18 protein-coding genes are annotated in these 18,882 nt (G+C 40.1%); 6 read left to right on the plus strand and 12 right to left on the minus strand.

The genetic code is table 11. The annotated features are described in order from the left end of the window. Positions 1-13: 13 nt before the first annotated feature. Entirely contained in the window at positions 14-1,792 is a 1,779-nt protein-coding gene (locus GBI66_RS04190; protein WP_151715257.1) for a GspE/PulE family protein, read from the minus strand. A gap of 49 nt (positions 1,793-1,841) precedes the next feature. Next, the gene (gene tsaA, locus GBI66_RS04195; protein ID WP_171494263.1) at positions 1,842-2,555 is read right to left on the minus strand and encodes a tRNA (N6-threonylcarbamoyladenosine(37)-N6)-methyltransferase TrmO; all 714 of its coding nucleotides are present in this window, start codon (positions 2,553-2,555) and stop codon (positions 1,842-1,844) included. A gap of 118 nt (positions 2,556-2,673) precedes the next feature. Here tsaA and GBI66_RS04200 point away from each other — a divergent pair, with 118 nt between their 5' ends. Then, positions 2,674-3,453, plus strand: coding sequence for a ferredoxin--NADP reductase (locus GBI66_RS04200; RefSeq protein WP_005187838.1), 780 nt, complete (start codon positions 2,674-2,676; stop codon positions 3,451-3,453). A 135-nt stretch (positions 3,454-3,588) separates the two neighbouring features. On the opposite strand, the gene GBI66_RS04205 is transcribed toward GBI66_RS04200, so the two are convergent. Then, positions 3,589-4,149 (minus strand): TetR/AcrR family transcriptional regulator, encoded by a 561-nt coding sequence (locus GBI66_RS04205; protein ID WP_005187836.1) that lies wholly within the window; start codon positions 4,147-4,149, stop codon positions 3,589-3,591. Positions 4,150-4,597: 448 nt separating this feature from the next. Here GBI66_RS04205 and GBI66_RS04210 point away from each other — a divergent pair, with 448 nt between their 5' ends. Continuing rightward, complete coding sequence (locus GBI66_RS04210) at positions 4,598-5,452, plus strand: hypothetical protein (RefSeq protein WP_151715259.1); 855 nt, start codon at positions 4,598-4,600, stop codon at positions 5,450-5,452. 168 nt (positions 5,453-5,620) lie between these two features. After that, positions 5,621-6,076, plus strand: a complete 456-nt coding sequence (locus GBI66_RS04215) for a DUF441 domain-containing protein (RefSeq protein WP_005212765.1) — start codon at positions 5,621-5,623, stop codon at positions 6,074-6,076. A gap of 88 nt (positions 6,077-6,164) precedes the next feature. Here GBI66_RS04215 and GBI66_RS04220 read toward each other — a convergent pair whose 3' ends face one another. Further along, positions 6,165-7,085, minus strand: a complete 921-nt coding sequence (locus tag GBI66_RS04220; protein ID WP_005187822.1) for a LysR family transcriptional regulator — start codon at positions 7,083-7,085, stop codon at positions 6,165-6,167. Between the two features lie 391 nt (positions 7,086-7,476). Here GBI66_RS04220 and GBI66_RS04225 point away from each other — a divergent pair, with 391 nt between their 5' ends. Then, the gene (locus GBI66_RS04225) at positions 7,477-8,178 is read left to right on the plus strand and encodes an epoxyqueuosine reductase QueH (RefSeq protein WP_151715260.1); all 702 of its coding nucleotides are present in this window, start codon (positions 7,477-7,479) and stop codon (positions 8,176-8,178) included. A gap of 312 nt (positions 8,179-8,490) precedes the next feature. Here the strand turns inward: GBI66_RS04225 and GBI66_RS04230 are convergent, their stop codons facing one another. After that, positions 8,491-9,282, minus strand: a complete 792-nt coding sequence (locus tag GBI66_RS04230; RefSeq protein ID WP_151715261.1) for a DUF4198 domain-containing protein — start codon at positions 9,280-9,282, stop codon at positions 8,491-8,493. Between the two features lie 194 nt (positions 9,283-9,476). Here GBI66_RS04230 and GBI66_RS04235 point away from each other — a divergent pair, with 194 nt between their 5' ends. Further along, positions 9,477-10,697, plus strand: a complete 1,221-nt coding sequence (locus GBI66_RS04235) for an MFS transporter (RefSeq protein WP_151715262.1) — start codon at positions 9,477-9,479, stop codon at positions 10,695-10,697. Positions 10,698-10,720: 23 nt separating this feature from the next. On the opposite strand, the gene GBI66_RS04240 is transcribed toward GBI66_RS04235, so the two are convergent. The 6 genes from GBI66_RS04240 to GBI66_RS04265 form a co-directional block, all read right to left on the minus strand. Continuing rightward, positions 10,721-11,329: a DUF2238 domain-containing protein gene (locus tag GBI66_RS04240; RefSeq protein WP_151715263.1), complete on the minus strand. Its 609-nt coding sequence runs from the start codon at positions 11,327-11,329 to the stop codon at positions 10,721-10,723. Positions 11,330-11,424: 95 nt separating this feature from the next. Then, on the minus strand, positions 11,425-12,378 hold the full coding sequence (locus GBI66_RS04245) for a siderophore ABC transporter substrate-binding protein (protein WP_151715264.1): 954 nt from the start codon (positions 12,376-12,378) through the stop codon (positions 11,425-11,427). Positions 12,379-12,387: 9 nt separating this feature from the next. Further along, entirely contained in the window at positions 12,388-13,152 is a 765-nt protein-coding gene (locus GBI66_RS04250; protein WP_151715265.1) for an ABC transporter ATP-binding protein, read from the minus strand. Continuing rightward, entirely contained in the window at positions 13,143-14,099 is a 957-nt protein-coding gene (locus GBI66_RS04255) for an iron chelate uptake ABC transporter family permease subunit (RefSeq protein WP_151715266.1), read from the minus strand. The genes GBI66_RS04250 and GBI66_RS04255 overlap by 10 nt, the downstream gene beginning before the upstream one ends. Further along, positions 14,089-15,045 (minus strand): ABC transporter permease, encoded by a 957-nt coding sequence (locus GBI66_RS04260; RefSeq protein WP_151715267.1) that lies wholly within the window; start codon positions 15,043-15,045, stop codon positions 14,089-14,091. Before GBI66_RS04260 ends, GBI66_RS04255 begins: the two co-directional genes overlap by 11 nt. Positions 15,046-15,337: 292 nt before the next feature. Then, a complete protein-coding gene (locus tag GBI66_RS04265; protein ID WP_101236449.1) occupies positions 15,338-16,321 on the minus strand; it encodes an ion transporter in 984 nt (327 codons plus the stop codon). A gap of 267 nt (positions 16,322-16,588) precedes the next feature. On the opposite strand from GBI66_RS04265, the gene GBI66_RS04270 reads away from it, so the two are divergent. Next, on the plus strand, positions 16,589-18,046 hold the full coding sequence (locus GBI66_RS04270; protein WP_151715268.1) for a DASS family sodium-coupled anion symporter: 1,458 nt from the start codon (positions 16,589-16,591) through the stop codon (positions 18,044-18,046). 69 nt (positions 18,047-18,115) lie between these two features. Here the strand turns inward: GBI66_RS04270 and GBI66_RS04275 are convergent, their stop codons facing one another. After that, complete coding sequence (locus tag GBI66_RS04275; RefSeq protein ID WP_151715269.1) at positions 18,116-18,841, minus strand: hypothetical protein; 726 nt, start codon at positions 18,839-18,841, stop codon at positions 18,116-18,118. Between the last annotated feature and the right edge of the window lie 41 nt (positions 18,842-18,882).

Raw genomic sequence — 18,882 nt, forward strand, 5'->3', positions numbered from 1 at the left:
TAAATTTTTCTCATTAGCTGAGTGGCACCACACGCAAGACTTCCTCTAATGTGGTCACACCTTCAATCACTTTACGTGCACCAGCAATACGCAAAGGTTCAATCCCTTCCTTCTTGGCTTGCGCCCTTAAATCGTTGAGTGTGCCATGAGCACTGATCAGTGATTTTGCCTCTAAGCTGACAGGCATAAACTCATAAATTCCAACACGACCTTTATAGCCAGTATGGCGGCAAGCTTCACAACCGACAGCCTTATACATGCTGGTTGGCATATCCATCATATAATCAAAGGTCAAATGCTCCCATTCATGCTCATTCATTTGTGTTTCTTGTTTGCAATGTGGGCAAAGTCTACGCACTAAGCGTTGCGCCAAGACACCGAGAATGGTTGCAGCGGTCAAGAAAGGCTGTATTCCTAGGTCATGTAAGCGGGTTAGGCTTGATGGCGCATCATTGGTATGAAGCGTAGAAAGTACCAAATGCCCCGTTAATGCTGCTTGAATCGCCATATTTGCAGTATCGTGATCACGAATCTCACCGACCATAATAATATCGGGGTCTTGACGCATTAAAGCACGCACACCATCCGCAAAGCCTAATTCAATATTCGGATTGACCTGCATTTGGTTAAAGCTTGGCTCTAGCATTTCAATCGGATCTTCAATAGTACAGACATTGACCTGCTCGGTTGCCAATTGCTTTAAAGATGAATACAGCGTGGTGGTTTTACCTGAACCTGTTGGGCCTGTTACCAAAATGATGCCATGGCTATGCTGGGTCAGCTGCTGCCAGCTCTGTAATAAATGCCCTTCAAAACCGAGTTGCTGGAAACTACGCACCAACACTTCTGGGTCAAAGATACGCATCACTAACTTTTCGCCAAAGGCTGTCGGCAAAGTCGAAAGACGTAACTCAGTCTCCTGTCCTTTCGGTGTACGCGTTTTTAAGCGACCATCTTGCGGTTTACGCTTTTCTGCCACATTCATACGACCAAGAATCTTAATACGCGAAATCACGGCTGTAAGAGTATTAGCAGGCATGTTATAGATGGTATGTAACACACCATCTATACGGAAACGCACCTTCCCTTTGTCTTTGCGTGGCTCCAAGTGAATATCACTAGCGCCTTGTTCAAAAGCAAATTGCAGTACCCAATCTACCAGTTTCACAATATGCTGATCGTTGGCATCAGGATTTTGCGCATCGCCCAATTGCAATAATGCTTCAACACCCTTGTTTTCACGGTCATAGACACTTGCATTTTGCGATGAACTAACCGCACGGCTGACTTGATAATATTCAACAAGATAACGTTGCAATTGTTCTGGATTTAACAGAACTTTCTCGATCTTCTTCGGCGCTAAGCTACGCTCCAGATTATTGAGCCATTCCGTGGTAAAGGGTTGATCTGTACCAATCAAAATTCGATCAGGTTGAACATCTACCGCTAAAATGTGATTACGCACCGCAAATTCTTGTGACATGACACTCGTAAGAGCAGCCACATCCGCTTTGAGTGGGTCAATCACAAACAATGAAATCTCTGCTTTTTCTGCAAGCCACAGACACAACCGATTCAGCGTCAAGGTTGAGCCAGCATTGAGCTGATCTTTTAAATTAAAATTGGCAATCCACTGCAATGGGTGCCATTTCAACTGTTCTTTTTGACGATGCGTGGTTTGGACGAGTAATTTATCCCGTTCAGTGATACGACCATCTTTCAGTAGCTGTTCTAAACACCACGTCACATCAATGGTAAAAGAAAAATTTGCAAATTTTGCCTGCGCTTGCATTACCGTCAGTTCCCCAAATTTATAACTCAATTATATTTTTTAAAGTTTTTTAACTTTGCTCTACAGCAAGCACTGTGACATTCCTATCATCGACTGTAAAACGAATATTCAATTCTGAAAAACACATGCCATAAACCCGCTCAGCGTCATTTTGATACGCAGGTCTTGGATCTAAAGATAACACTTGTTCGAGTTCATCGAATATCTTTTTATCTAAAATCCTCTGCTTTAATAGCTGTTGCTGTTGTGACTGTGCAGTTTCCGTCCAAAGCACTGTTTTACGGATCGGCTCTTCTTGCGCATAACCACTCTGTGAATCTGCAATCGCATCCGAATATTGAATATACGGTTTGATGTCTAAAATCGGTGTGCCATGTAGCAAATCGCTGCCCATAACATAGAGTCGAACTGACTTAGCCTGCTTTTCAATACGTAAAAAACGTACCACAGACAAGCCTATGGGTGATGGACGATACATACTCCGCGTTGCAAAAACACCGATTTTTTGATTGCCGCCTAGTCGCGGCGGACGTACTTGTGGACGAAATTTAGACATTTGATTCAAAGAGTTATCTTGATTTTTGTTTTCATGAAACTGCCAAAGCAACCATAAATGACTAAAATCTTCAATACCGTCAAAAGCCAGAATATCGTTATAAGGCTCCGCCATCTCTATATAGGACTCGACTTGAACCAGATTTGGCTGTCTCGGAATACCAAACTTCTCACGATAAGGTGAATGCATATGGCCGATGATCGGCATGACTACTGAGTTGCTCATCACTTTTTCTTATAAACACAATTAAATATATTCAGTTTATCGAGAATGATTTTAGATTAGAATAGCCATCTGTTTCTTTTAACTGTGATCGAGACCTTTAATGGCTGCTTTTAACGTTGAACGCATTACTCATGTTCACCACTGGAATGACACGCTTTTCAGTTTTAAAACTACACGCGATACCAGCTTACGTTTTAAAAATGGTCAGTTTGTGATGATCGGCCTTGAAGTGAATGGTAAGCCTTTAATGCGTGCTTATTCGATCGCGAGTGCGAATTATGAAGAAGAACTCGAATTCTTCTCTATTAAAGTACAAGACGGTCCATTAACTTCTATTCTACAAAAAGTACAAGTGGGCGACGAAATCCTGATTTCTAAAAAGCCTACAGGCACATTGGTCCATGACGACTTATTACCTGGTAAAAACTTATACCTTTTATCTTCTGGTACAGGCCTTGCACCATTCCTTTCACTCCTTCGTGATCCAGAAACTTACGAAAAGTTTGAAAAAGTGATTATGGTTCATGGTACACGTTATGTATCAGAACTTGCTTATCAAGATTTGATCTTAAATGAGCTTCCAAGCCATGAATTCTTTGAAGAGCTAGGCATCAAAGATAAACTGGTTTACTACCCGACTGTGACACGCGAACCGTTCCACACTCAAGGTCGTGTAACAACTGCAATTGAAACTGGCGAACTGTTTGAAAAAATTGGTTTACCTCGTTTTAACCGTGAAACTGACCGTGCGATGCTATGTGGTAGCCCTGCATTCCTTAAAGATGTTGCAGCGCTTCTTGACCAACATGGTTTAGTAGAATCTCCACGTATGGGCGTGATGGGTGATTATGTCATCGAACGTGCATTCGTAGAAAAATAATGCTGATTAAATAAGCAGAAGAAACCGAGGTTTTATCCTCGGTTTTTTTATTTTAATAATTTTAAAATTAGGTTTAAGATTTTATTTATATTAATTTTAATAAAGCCATTATTTAACAAAACTAAATATATTATTTTAAGCTGCCTCCAAATGAATTAATCGCTCAATATAATACCAGCACTCTTCTATTTGGGCATGATCCTTATTTACTTTTGCATAAGCAGTCATACCATCCAGTATATTGATATACATGGCTGTAAGTACGTGCGGTTGAAATACCTTGGCTTTTTCGAATAATTCCTCAACCAACCCCATTAACCATTCTCGATATTCTACAATCGGTCTAATAATAGATGGATACTGTTGTAGGATTTCCAATGAAGCCTTTTGAAACATACACCCATGAAAATCATCTGAGTTGAACCAGCCTAAGTGCCAAAAATAGACGGCTTTAATTTTCCCCAAATAATCATCTTCCTGCTTCAGGTTAACTTCGTGTTCAATCGCCTCCTGAATACTTTTATTCCTTCGAGATAGACATTCTTCAATCAGGTTCTCTTTGGAAGGAAAGTACTTATAGAAAGTCATCTTCGCAACACCTGACTCACTAATAATTCGATCCACACCCACAGAGCTGTAGTTATGACGGTTAAAAAGGTCTAGAGCCGTTGCAATAATATCTTCTTTTTTTGACATTTTATTATCCTTTTAGAATTCTATCAAAAAACTTAATGCATTATTTAGACATAGTTTACATGCTGGAAAGTTCTGGCCACTATGTATGTTTATGTTATTTTAAGAGCATTATCGAAAAGTCGTATTTTCTTTATTGTCCCTCCTATAGGGTATGTAAAAATCTGTCTATACACAAGATCATTTGTAAAAAAATCTTTCTATTTTTAAAATAAAAAAATTTATCGTGAATCAATTCACCTTTTGTTTACAGTTAAGTTAATTGATAAACTTTCTTATTATTTTTTAGCCGACTTAATAAATTGATTTCACAAAAAAATCATTTTATATTTAAATCATCCAATAAAAAGATGTTTGGTTGAACCAATAGTTATATTCATAAGCAACCAAAAAAAATCTAACTAAATAATTGGAAAAGCAATAATATTATTAATCCATCGAGTATAAGACTATGCCAAAAAAATTTGAAAACTTTAACAACCCAAGACAGAAAGCTATTGAAGGAATGAAGAATAGTATTTCTGCAGAACAATGGAACAAGAACCTGAACTTTCTAAAACAATTACGTGAGGAAATTTCAAATCATCCTGTTTCACGTCACCCAGCCATTCAACTTTTAAATGACGGTGTAATTGATAAAGAAACCCTAAAACACATTCATTTAGAATATCGCCACGCTATCGTACAAGTATTTACTGATGCGTTATTGATGGCGCAATTCCAAACCAAACAACTTGAGCCACGCTTACTCTCTGGTTCAAAAATGTTCCCGCGTTTTTTACTTAATCTTAATATTCTAGATGAGTTTGGATTCCGCCCAGGCCTTGATGAAGAAGGATACTATTCTGGCAACCCAGAATATGCACACTACCCGCTGTTTGAAGAGGTGTTAAATGACTTTGAACTCAGTCAAGCGGAACGAAATGACTATCAACCCTCTCTCATTTCACAACGTGTTCGCAATTATCTAGAAAACTCATTCCACAGCTATCAAGCCGTTTCTGCCCTGTTAGCCGTGGCAGAAGAAGAAGTCATTCTGTTTAGCCCTGCATTACGTCAAGCAACCAAAGCTGTCGGTTTTGATGTTGATAGCGGTTATTACTATGTTCATGGTGTTTCACATGATGCATCAGCTGAAGCGGCTGATGATGATCATGAAGATGATTTATGGTTCGTATTGGCACAAGCGTGTGTCGAATCTGAATATGCATCGATTCGCCAAATTTGCCTTGAATATTGTGATTTGTGGGAACAATTCTGGGATGAACAAATTGCATATTATGGAACATTTAAAAAATTGGCTTAATTTCCCTACAACAAGGAGCCATCTTCAACATTTCTGTTGAATGATGGCTTTTTACAAATTCAGAAAAACAGAATATCGATGAGCTAAAAAGTTCAAATGCTAATTTAGCCAAAGTCAGCTGGCAATTTACGATATAATTCAACTTTCTTTCCCGCAAATATTTCGCGCATGTTTTCACAATTTGATGTCAACTTATTGGTGCTGCTTGTTTTATTAGGCTGCGGTATCTTTAGTCAAAACACAGCAGTAACGATAGCCGCAGCTTGCCTGATCTTCGTTAAGCTCACACCTTTAAATCAGTTTTTCCCTTATATTCAAAATCATGGTTTGAATATTGGCATTATCATCCTAACCATTGGTGTGCTGGCACCGATCGCAAGTGGCAAAATCAGCGGTGAAAGCATCCTGAAATCATTTATAAGTATTAAATCATTAGCTGCAATTGCGGTTGGCTTACTAGTCGCATGGTTAGGCGGACGCGGTGTGAAATTGATGAGTAGCCAACCTGATGTCGTTGCAGGTTTATTGATTGGCACAGTTGCTGGTGTGGCATTGCTAAGAGGTGTGCCAGTTGGACCACTGATTGCGGCAGGAATATTATCCCTTCTCATTGGCAAGTCTTAACTATTGGATGCTTGCAATGCATTATCTTATTGCTGAAAGGTAGAAGACTATTTCCCTCTACCTTTTATACATTGCAATCAAAACTCAATTATTGCTCGTAATAAACCGTTCGCATCTTAGAAAACTTTTCAAGTTGCTTAATAAAGCCCTCGAAATAGTTCTTTTCCTTATCTTCTGTTCGATAACCCGCATATAAGGTACGTCTCAATCCTTGTGGTGATACACAGGTTAAACGGCGGCTCACGACCCAGCCTTTTTGCTCATATTCGTTCACGACCCAATCAGGCAAAGCAGCTATACCGCGTCCGCTTGCCACCAATTGAATCAACATCTGAGTCAAATCAGTGGTACGAATATGCTTAGGTTGAATATTTTCAGGGATAAATAAATGCGCCATGATATCCAAGCGATGCTTATCAACTGGATAGGTAATCAAGGTTTCTTCAGCTAAATCTTGTACTGAAACCTGCTCGGCACGTACCAAAGGATGAGTATTGGATAGTACCAAACGTGATTCATATTCAAAAATCGGGAAGTATTCAATCCCTTTTAATGCAATTGGATCAGCCGTAATCAATAAATCAAACTCAGCATTTTGCAAGAGTTCATGCGGGTTGGATTCAAAGCCCGCTGCGAAATCTAGATCTACATCAGGATATTGCAGACGATATTGATTGAGTAATGGCATCAACCAATCAAAGCAGCTATGACATTCGGATGAGAAAATAATTCGTCCAGTTTGCCCATGCACAATACGGGTAATATCGGTTTGTGCAATTTGTACCTGTGGCAATACATCATCTGCCAGTTTCAGTAAGCGCTCGCCCACATTGGAAAAACTCACAGGACGACTACGGCGATTTACAACTTCTACCCCATACCAATGATCAAGTTCTTTTAATTGATGTGAAATTGCAGATGGCGTTAGACATAAATCTGTTGCAGCAGATACCAATGAACCGTGCTCTCTTAAAGCAATTAAAGTTTTTAAATGACGAAGTTCTAACATAGTAATGGCCTAGCAGTTAAATCCTCCAAATTTCTCTTTTTAAGGGAAACTTAGCACCACACATCATCAGATTTTGAATACTGGGTTATCCATCCATTTAAAATGGTCGGAAAGGATTTTATTGAATATAATTCATCTTAGCATTAAATTAATGAGCTTGTCTCAACATTGATTTTAATTCCTTATTTTTATATTAAATGCGATCTATCGATCTTAGTTGATGCCAACATTCCCGTATGGATAGAAAATTGGAACCCAAACAAGAAAAATGGTGTAAAGATTGAAGCAATCTTTATTAAAAAATTTTCAGCATGACCTGAGAACATTTCATTTAATTCAACCGCCACAGGCTTTTAAAACTTTTACAATATACAATTACCTGCTGCAGACCATGCCTACGATGACCCAACAAAGTCAAAAGACGCTTGAACGCCAAATACTCAGCCTACCTAAAGGACACGATAAGCTATTGCTACATTCATGCTGTGCACCGTGTTCAGGTGAAGTCATGGAAACATTGATTGAGTCAGGCATCGACTTTTCGATCTTTTTTTACAATCCTAATATTCATCCAGTCAAAGAATATCTAATTCGTAAAGAGGAAAATATTCGCTTTGCGGAAAAGCATAATATTCCTTTTATCGATTGTGACTATGACACGGATAACTGGTTTGCACGTGCCAAAGGCATGGAAAATGAGCCTGAAAAAGGCATTCGTTGCACCATGTGTTTTGATATGCGCTTTGAACGCACCGCGTTGTATGCCTATGAAAATGGCTTCAGCTTAATTAGTAGTTCACTGGGCATTTCACGTTGGAAGAATATGCAGCAAATCAATGACTGTGGTCTGCGTGCAGCGGCGCATTATCCAGATATCCAATATTGGGATTATAACTGGCGTAAACATGGCGGCGCAGTCCGTATGTTGGAGATCAGCAAACGTGAAGAGTTCTATCAACAGGAATACTGTGGCTGTGTTTATTCGCTCAGAGATAGTAATCGCTGGCGTATGAGCAATGGTCGAGATCGAATTAAATTGGGTGTTAAATTTTATAGTAATGCGATGGATGATGAGTCAAATCAATCAAACTAACTCTTCGATGTTAATATTATAAATGTATGATCATCTAAATGATTTATATACCATATAAAAGGCAGCTCATATATTTAGATACGCGGCAACGTCATTCGCAACTGTTTGAGACAGGATTACTTTTGCTAGATAATGTTTTTGCGATGTAAAGTGTTAAATGTTGGTAGCGAACGAGTTTTGCGAATGGCAATGGTTTTGCCTACTTTTCCCGAAAGAAAAGTAGGTCGAACCGAAGGTTAATCCTTATACTCGTCTTTTCATTTAAAGACTCTGAAATAGCATAATTTCTCTAGATTAACCTCAATTAAAAGGTCAGTTTACAGCAACACTGATAATGCTATAGAACTGACTACTTGGTTTTTGCTTCACATCCACAGCTTCACTGACTTCAATCAGATACTCGCCTGCTTTAGCAAAAACTAAATCAGCACTGCCATCTGCGGCTGTGTTTAAGCTAATGCCTTGCTTATCAGTTGCACCTTTAGCACGAATGACTACATTGGCATTAGCCAAAGCTTGATTGGCTTTCGATACTTTAATTTTCACCGTTTGATTGGCCTTTAGCTCACTTGGATGGGTTAAAAATTCAACTTGAATCGGTGCTGTGCTTGCTTGCACTGGCGTATTCTTCTCTTTAGACACATAAGTCAAAAATGTCCATTCACGGGTAATTTCAACAGGTGTAAATTTTTTCGCTTTTAAATCTGAAGGAATGACAAAATCACGCTCAGCTTTTGCAGGTGCTTTATCTGCTGGCATATCAAAGAACATTTTCCATTCTTTTTGATCTTGCACATATTTCAAAGGATAACTGGCACTGGTTTTGACCGTATAAGTCCCTGCTTCAGGCAGTTTCAAGTCAAATACAGTTGCAGAACTGAGCTTAGAATCTGGCTCAATTGTGGTTTTGGTATTATTCGGTGCGGTAATTTCAAACTTCGCATTTTTTAATGCATATTCACTTTGTAAAGCTTCTTCTGCATAGCCTGATATAACAGTCACTTGCGTTTGTTCCGTTGTATATGCAAGCGGTGCAACATAAGGTTCATGAGCAAAGCTATAACCTGACACCACAACCAATGAACTGATTAATAATTTTTTCACTTTCTTCCCACCCTTTATAAAAGCTCAGCTAAAAATGTCTGCTTTGCATTATACATAAATGAAAACAATTATCATTCAATTAATCAATTTTTATGCTGCATCTCCAAATCAATTGATATAAAAATCGTGTTCTATTTCACCTTTTCCAAAGCGAGTCGAATATAATACGGTGGTACTTTTATACCCGAGATATTATGTCCTCGCCAAGCTCTCCCTTGCACTCATCTCCCTCACACAACTATTCTTTATTTCTGGTTATTTTCTCCCTTGCGGTTGGTAGTTTTTGTATTGGTACTACTGAATTTGTGGCAATGGGATTGATTCAGGAAATCGCCACCGATTTAAACGTTAGTGTTCCACATGCAGGTTATTTCATCAGTGCCTATGCACTGGGTGTCATGGTAGGTGCACCGATTATTGCGATCTTAGGGGCAAAAGTACCACGGAAGACGCTATTGCTCAGCTTGATGCTTTTTTATGGCTTGGCCAATGCAGCAACCGCGTTTGCAACCACACCTGAAGCCATGCTGCTATCTCGCTTTATCGCTGGTTTTCCGCACGGTGCTTACTTTGGTGTAGCAGCATTGGTTGCGGCTGAACTGGCAGGCAATCAACGCCGTGCCACAGCGATTGCACAAGTGATGATGGGTTTAACAATTGCCAATGTCATTGGTGTGCCTATTGCCACATGGCTGGGTCAACAATTTGGCTGGAAAGCAGGCTTTGAGTTTTCTGCGGTAATTGCGTTTATTACCCTAATCGGTGTCAGCCTATTTGTTCCAAATATCCCATTGCAGAAAACCGCCAGTATCAAAGCGGAATTGGCAGGTTTAAAAAATATCAATATGTGGCTAACCCTTGCCGTTGGTGCAATTGGCTTTGGTGGTATGTTCTCGGTTTATAGCTATGTCTCACCAATTCTAACCGAATATACCCATGCCGATATTCGAGTGGTGCCTGCGGCCCTCGCAATTTGGGGGGTGGGTATGGTGATTGGTGGCTTGGTTGCTGGCTGGTTGGCAGATAAAAATCTATTTAAAACCATTATTGGCATTCTGATCAGTTCTGCACTCGCCTTTGTTGCAGCTAGTTTTATGATGTCCAATCTTTATACAGCAATTGCTGCCCTATTCTTGATTGGTTTTACCGTGATCGGTCTGGGCGGTGCTTTACAGACACATCTGATGGATATTGCAGGTGATGCGCAAACTTTGGCTGCATCATTAAATCACTCGGCTTTCAACTTGGCCAATGCGCTCGGTGCATTCTTAGGAGGCTGGGTCCTCAGTCATAATATGGGCTGGTTAGCACCGATTTGGGTGGGTTTCGTATTAAGTTTAGGCGGTCTAGCGATTCTATTAATTGCACTGGCTTATGCCAAATATTCACAAAAAAATGAATCTGCCGCGCCTTAACGGTAGATTCGTTGCTTTAAAAATTAAGCCATTAACTTTGCAATTTGTCGATCATGCCATCGAGAGAATAACAATAAGGCTATGATCGATCCAATCAGGGCAAAAAACATATCTGATTGGGTATCCCACTCATCCCCTTGTGTACCCAAAAACTCTTCTGCTCCTTGCCCCAAAGACAATGCTGCCGCCCATTCAATCAATTCATAGCTGGCACTAATTGCCAACACAATACAGATCACAATGAAACTGAGCATTTTGCCTTTGCTTAAAATATGATTACGAATCAGGATTTCACGCGCAGCTATGGCAGGTACAAAGCCCTGCATAAAATGTCCAATTTTGTCATAAGGATTACGTTCTAAACCAAACCATTGTGCCATCTCAAAACCCAACGGCACGCGTGCATAGCTATATGCCCCACCTACAATCAGCACAATGGCATGTAAGAAAATAAGTCCATATAACAGAGGGCTGAGCGGAAAAGCTTTATAAGTGGCAAATAATAATGGGACCACGATCAATACAGGTATTACTTCAAGCCACCACGTGGTCCAATCGAAAGGTTGAATCCCAGAAATTAGCAGCAAAATGGCTAAAATCGCCGTGCCCAAATACAATAAAGAAATACGCATGATGTTATAAAAGTAGTGATTTATTTCATTACATCATATAAAAAACCCAAAGGAACTCCTTCGGGTTTTTGTTATAAAATTAGCAGATTAAATTTTTATTTCACGGCATCTGCCACTTCTTTCAGCATTGCCTTCATGCCATCCAGACCATTGTTCATCAAATACCAGTTACTTGAATCTAGATAAACAATATTGCCATTTTGCGCTGCTTTGGTCTGATTGATAATCTTATTATTCAAGACCTGTTTTGCACCTTGCTGATTTTCAGTAATCGCTGCTCCGCGGTCGATCACAAACAGATAGTCTGGATTTTTCTGAGCGATAAATTCATGCGACACCGCCATGCCGTGCAAGCCCACTTTGATTGAAGGATCTGCAGGGGTAAAACCATATAAGTCATGAATATTACCGAAACGTGAGCCTGGGCCATACGCTGCAATTTTGCTGTTATTCACCAAGATCACTAATGCTGTTTTACCTTTGGTTTTGGCTTTTAATGCGTTAATGTCTTTTTCTAGGGTTTGCAACTGCTGCTCAGCATCCTGTTTTTTACCAACCATCTCGGCAATATTCAGGGTTTGCTGTTTAAAAGAATTAAACTGATCGTTATAGTCCACATCGACAAAATAAGTTGGCGCAATCTGTTTGATTGGATCAAGCAAATTTTCCATGCGTCCACTCATGAGAATCAGCTCAGGCTGACTAGCCGCAATTTTTTCCAGATTCGGCTCTTTAACTGTACCTACATCTAGATATTTACCCTCATTAAAATCTTGCAAAACTTTCGGTAATGGTGTGCCTTTTGGCAAAGCAACCACTTTATCACTCGCACCCAAAGCATGAATGGTATTCAGGGCATTGGTATCCAGTACTGCAATACGAGACAAGTTTGCAGGAACCGTGATCTGACCAGCCTTGCTGTTAAAGCTCAAACTATCCTGTGTCGTAGCAGCATTTGCATCCTGTTTTGCCGAAGGTGCTTCGGAATTACTACATGCAGCCAAGACCACACTCAGCATCATGACTGGCAATGTTTTTTTGAAAAGCATAACGAACTCCTAACTAATAAAATACAAACCTAATTTGTGCTGTTGAACCTGTTGAATCGGGATATGAAAATCAAAAATATCGTTGAGAATGCGTTCATCCATCATCTGCTGTGGATGACCTTGGTAGACCAATTGCCCTTCTTTCATGGCAATGATGTGATCGGCATAGACCGAGGCAAAATTGATGTCATGAATCACTACAATGATTGACTTACCGTGATTCTCAGCTAAGTCTTTTAACACCTTCATAATCTGCGAAGAATGTTTCATGTCCAGATTATTCAACGGCTCATCCAGCAAGATATAATCGGTGTCTTGTGCCAAAATCATGGCGATATAAGCACGTTGACGCTGGCCACCCGATAATTCACTAATTTGACGATGGCGTAATGCCTCTAAATCCATATAGGCAATCGAGCGATCAATCACATCATGGTCTTGCTGCGTTAGGCGACCTTGAGAATAAGGAAAACGACCAAATGCCACCAAATCTTCAATACTGAGCCGCAACTCGGTATGGTTAGACTGTTTTAAAATCGCCAGCTTTTTCGCAATATCAGCACTCTTCATTTGGCGTAAATCCTGCCCATCCAGCAAAACCTGCCCTTGATCTGCGTCAATTAAACGACTCATGATCGAAAGCACAGTACTTTTCCCCGCGCCATTCGGGCCAATAAAAGCCGTAAACTGACCTTTGGCAATGCTCAGTGAAAGCCCATGCACCACCTGTTGCTGCTGATAGCTTTTGCTTAAATTCTTTAGCTCTATTGCCATTTTTTATTTTCCTTCAGTAATATCCAGAAGAAATAAATTCCACCGACAAAATTAATGATCACACTCAATGTGGTTTTTAAATTCAATACATGCAGCACCACGAATTGCCCAACCATCAAACACAGGATACTGACCAGAATAATGCCGATTAATAAGATGTGATGTTGATGGGTCTTGAACAACTCAAGGGTAATGTTGAGAACCAACAGGCCAAGGAACATCATTGGACCCGCTAGGGCTGTAGCAGAAGCAAGTGCCAGCACCACAAGGATGAGAAGCAAACGACTGGTCTTGTCATAATTCAGACCTAAGTTCAAAGCATGATCTCGTCCCAAGGCCATCACATCGAGCTTGTGGTAGTGTTTAAGGCTGTATAGCAGAATCGGTACAATGGTCAGTAAAGATAGTCCCACCGTTTCCATTTTCACCACATTGAAACTGGCAAAACCTGCATAGGCTGCGATCTGGAATTCGTCAGGATCAAGTAAGACCTGAAAGAAGGTGGTCATGTTGTCGAATAAAGTCGAACAGATCAGCCCTACCAACAGCAGGAAGTAAATATTTTGCTGCGCAACTTTTTGGAAAATAAACCGATACAGTAGTAAGGCAAAAGTCACCATGAGCAGCAGACTGATCAGATAGTCTGTCACAAAGTTAAGTGACAATAAGGTCGTGGCACCAAAGAAGTAAATAATTGCCGTCTTAGACAATTCATATAATTTATCTAGCCCTAAAGCTTGTGGTGTCACGACTCGATTATTGACAATGGTATGAAACACCAAGGTCGACACACCTACAGCAACACCTGCGACGATGATCGCAGCAACAGTTTTCATGCGTAGACCGAGTGCATATTGCCAAGCTACACCCAAATTCCAACCCAAATACAAAGCAATGCTGAGGATGACTAAAAAGGCTAAAACAATGAGCTTGGTTTTATGTGGCATAACGATATCTCCTGAGTAATAACCACAGGAAAATTACACTTCCCACCACACCCATAATCAGACTCACCGACACCTCATAGGGGTAGATCACCACTCTGCCAAATACATCACAGAGCAATACCAGCAAAGCACCGAGGAGTGCAGTATGTGATAAGGTTCGACGGATATTGTCGCCTAGATATAAGCTGACCAAATTCGGTACGATCAGCCCAAGAAAAGGAATCGCGCCAACGGTCACAATCACCACACCTGTAATCACCGAGACCAATAACAAGCCAAGAAATAAGGTCTGTTTATAATTCAGTCCAAGATTGGTGGCAAAATCCTGTCCCAAGCCTGCCAAAACAAAACGATTGGCAAAGATATAGATCAGAATCAAGACAGGAACACTGAGATAGATCAGTTCATATTGGCCATTTAAAATGGTGGAAAAGTCACCTTGTAACCACCCTGCCAAGTTCTGCAATAGATCCATTTGCAAGGCAATGAAAGTGGTAAAGGCTGAGATAATACTGCCAAAAATCATTCCCACCAGTGGAACAAAGACGGTATCTCGATGTTTAAGGGTCGCCAAAATGCTCATAAAGGCCATTGCCCCGATCAGGGTCACAGTTATGGCAAAACCAGTTTTCACAAAAATTGAAGCACTCGGCAGCAAGATAATCGAAACCAGTACGCCTAAACGTGCACAGTCATACAAACCTGCTGTGGTTGGAGAAACAAAACGATTGCGGCTAAGTGATTGCATAATCAAGCCACAGACACTCAGGCCCGCACCTGCCACAATAATTGCCATGAGACGTGGTAAACGGCTGGTCCAGAACAATTGCCAGTCGTGTGGATTGCCTGCCCACAAACCATCAAGGCTCATGTCTCCTACACCGACAAATAAAGAAATAAATGCCAGTGGAAGCAATAATAAAATTAGATAACGCCGCTTAATCATGTCGGGAGAACTTCATCAGTTGCGTAAACTTAAAATAAGCTTAAAAATTACAAAACATTAAACAAGAAACTATCACAAATGATAAAGATTATTGTTAACTTTTTTAAATGAAAGACTGCTTATGTGAAGCACAACTTAATGAAGTGGACTTTTAATTTTCAATAGAAAAGCTCTAAGTCTCAGTGTTACCGAGCTTTAGAGCCAAATTGAGTGTCGTCTAATGAGGATAAATTACTAAGCAAGGCGAAATTATACTTAAGCCTTAGGCTACATTTTTATAATAAATTTCAAATTATTCTGAAAGCTTTTCACCGCAATGCGGACAAAAACGGTACTGCTTCTTTTCCTGCTCCTGATCTTCAAGCAGCTTTTCCCTGACCAGTTGCATAATAATTTCATGGGTCTGCTCTTTGGGCAAACCGACCTTTTTACGAATTCGTTCAATTTCCACTTGATCATGCAGTAGGTCCAAACCTTTGGCCTGTAATACTTCTCTAAATTCCTGTTCCAATCGCTGATTACGCATATTTAATTCATTGGCAAGGCCAGAAGCCAAAATACCCGCAGGTAAAGCGGCAATACCGACCCCAAGAATAGTAATAAATGCACCAAGTATCCGCCCCAAGTTAGTTACTGGTGTTACATCGCCATAACCAACCGTGGTTAAGGTGACCACTGCCCACCACATCGATTGTGGTATTGAACTAAACGCCTCAGGCTGAGCTTTATTCTCAACCACATAAATCGCTGATGCCGTCATTACAATCATAATGACCAAGATAAAAATAACCGCTTGGAATGAGCCCTTTTCGCGTTGAATAACGCGCAATAAAATTTGCAGGGAAACAAAATATCGGGTTAGCTTGAGTAGACGAACCAAACGTAAGACCCGTAAGAAACGCAAATCGATCGGAACAATGAAATTGAGATAAGCTGGCAAAATCGCCAATAAGTCGATAATTGCCCCGCCACTTTTCATCCAGCGAATCCGTTGTTTCCACGCAGCCTCTTGTGGCTCCTCCTCAACAATACTCCAGAGCCTAAGCAGATATTCACCACTAAAAATCATGATCGAGAGATTTTCAAAGATATCGAAATAAGGCTTGTACAGTTGATAAAATTCGTTGACGGACTCCAACAGAACCGCAGCAACGTTGCCAATAATCAAGGCAATCAATAGATAGTTTACGCAGGTGCTGACCGTACTTTTATAGTCATCATTGTGCAAGTTGTCATAAACAAAGCGTCTTAATTGCTGCCATGAAAATTGAGTCATACCATACTTATTGTTTGATCAAGCAAGCTGAAAATGTAGCATGATGCTTTCATATTTAATAAGGGATTTTAACCTTAAGCCTTATTTTCTCGTTTAAAAAAAATCATTCTTCACTTCATTGCGCTATATAACGCTGTTTCAACAAAACTTTCTTTGCAGTTTATTGCTCGCTTCAACGATAATAAAAGCTTAGTGGTTATTTTCTTTAACGATTCATTCATAAAGAACTATAAATTTTATTAAACCCGTACAACAAGGGGAAATTACATGGGATTTAAAGCTCTCCCGACGCTGATCTCTTTATTTATTGCATTAATTATCTGGTTCGTCATTCCTGTGCCTACAGGTGTTGATCCTGATGCATGGCATTTACTCGCAATGTTTGTCGGTGTGATTGCCGCCATTATTGGTAAAGCCATGCCGATTGGTGCGATTGCGATTATTGCCATTACATTGGTCGCCGTGACAGGTGTTACCAACGATAGCCCAAGTGGCGCCATTCAAGATGCGCTCAGCAGTTTTGCCAACCCGCTGATCTGGTTGATTGGTATTTCGATCATGATCTCTAAAGGTTTGCAAAAAACAGGATTGGGTGCGCGACTAGGCTATTTATTTATTGCGGTTTGGGGCAAGAAAACCATTGGTATCGGTTATAGCATGGTGCTGTCTGAACTGATTCTTGCACCTGTTACCCCAAGTAATACCGCACGTGGTGGTGGGATTATTCACCCGATTGTACGTGCAATTTCCACCAGTTATGACTCTGACCCTGCCAAAGGCACCGAAGGTCGTATGGGGAAATACTTAGCTTTGGTGAATTACCAAGCCAACCCGATTACTTCTGCCATGTTTATTACCGCAACCGCCCCTAACCCTTTGGTGGTTGATCTGGTGGCAAAGGCGACCAATAGTGAAATTTCATTGAGTTGGAGTACTTGGGCACTGGCGATGCTATTACCGGGTTTGATTGCCTTGATCATTATGCCATTGATTATGTACTGGATGTATCCGCCTGAAGTCAAAGAAACCCCAAATGCGGCTCAGTTTGCCAAAACCAAGTTAAAAGAAATGGGTCCTGTCAGCAAAAATGAAATCATTATGCTTAGCATATTTGGGATTTTACTGCTGTTATGGGCAGGCATCCCTGCCATGATCTTCGGTTCAGCTTGGGCGGTTGACCCCACCACAACGGCTTTTATTGGTTTGGGCTTACTGCTAATTACTGGCGTACTGACTTGGGAAGATATCCTGACGCAAAAAAGCGCATGGGATACCATCACTTGGTTTGCAGCCTTGGTAATGATGGCGACTTATTTAAATAAGCTCGGTTTAATCACATGGTTCTCAGGCGTGTTAGAAACAGGAATTGGTCATTTAGGTCTCAGTTGGATGCCTGCCTGTTTATTGTTAATGCTCGCCTATTTGTATGCACATTATATGTTTGCCAGTACCACCGCACATATTACTGCCATGTTCGCGGCCTTTTATACAGCGGGACTGGCGTTGGGTGCACCACCGATGTTATTTGCCTTAATGATGGCAGCAGCTTCAAGCATTATGATGACCCTAACCCATTATGCAACAGGTACATCGCCTGTGGTATTTGGTTCAGGTTACACCACACTGGGTGAATGGTGGAAAGCGGGCTTTGTCATGAGTGTCGTCAATATCATCATCTTTGTGGTGATTGGCGGACTTTGGTGGAAAGTGTTGGGTTATTGGTGATTTAATTTAAGTAGGCACTTCAATCCACTTGAAGTGCCTTTCTAACTAAAAAATATTTTTATTAGTATTTTATAATTCAGGAAGTAATGCCAATAACTTCTTCCTTGCAGAAAAGGCTGCTCTTTTTCCTCTAATTGTTGAAGGATGTTGGATTCTGTAACATAAGTATTTGCCATCATAAATAAATTTATAAAGTTGGTTTTTATCTATGCTTTCTTCACTGTAATCTTTGCCTTCTGAATAGAATTTTGGATCAAATAACTCTCTTCTATAAATAGTATTCTGACTACCATTCGCAAATATGATCACACTCGGTTCAAAGTAATCAATTTGTGCCTTTAACAGATCAAATGAAATATTTTTAATTTGATCAAAATATTTTGATTTTATTGGACTTTTCTCTTTCCACGCAAAACAAAATAAGTTGCAGTAAATTAATCCTTCTGAACCAGATTTATCGGCAACTGCCCGAGTAAAATCGTGAAAGGTAATTTTTTTCGTTCTGGCTTCAAGCATCATTTTTTGGAAAAAGTTCTTATTCTTTTCAATTGATTTAAAAATGTAATGCTCTAAATCATACATTTGGTCTAACTTGATGTTCCATCCCCTTGTTTCAGCCCCAACTATCATGATTCTATTTTTAGCTGTCCAATAATGATCAGGTTCACTTGCAAGGAATAAACCAGATAGTCCCTCTTTCTCTTTACTAGACTCATGCACTACATTAAAAAAAGACTCATCTACTTTAGAGAGTATTTTTAAATATTCTTGTTGTAACACATTAAAGTTTTTCATTTTAATTGCTCAAAAAATAAAGGCTGATTACTCAGCCCTTA

The sequence above is a fragment of the Acinetobacter sp. TUM15071 genome, from assembly GCF_008980925.1.
In the GTDB taxonomy this organism is placed as follows: Bacteria; Pseudomonadota; Gammaproteobacteria; order Pseudomonadales; family Moraxellaceae; genus Acinetobacter; species Acinetobacter dispersus.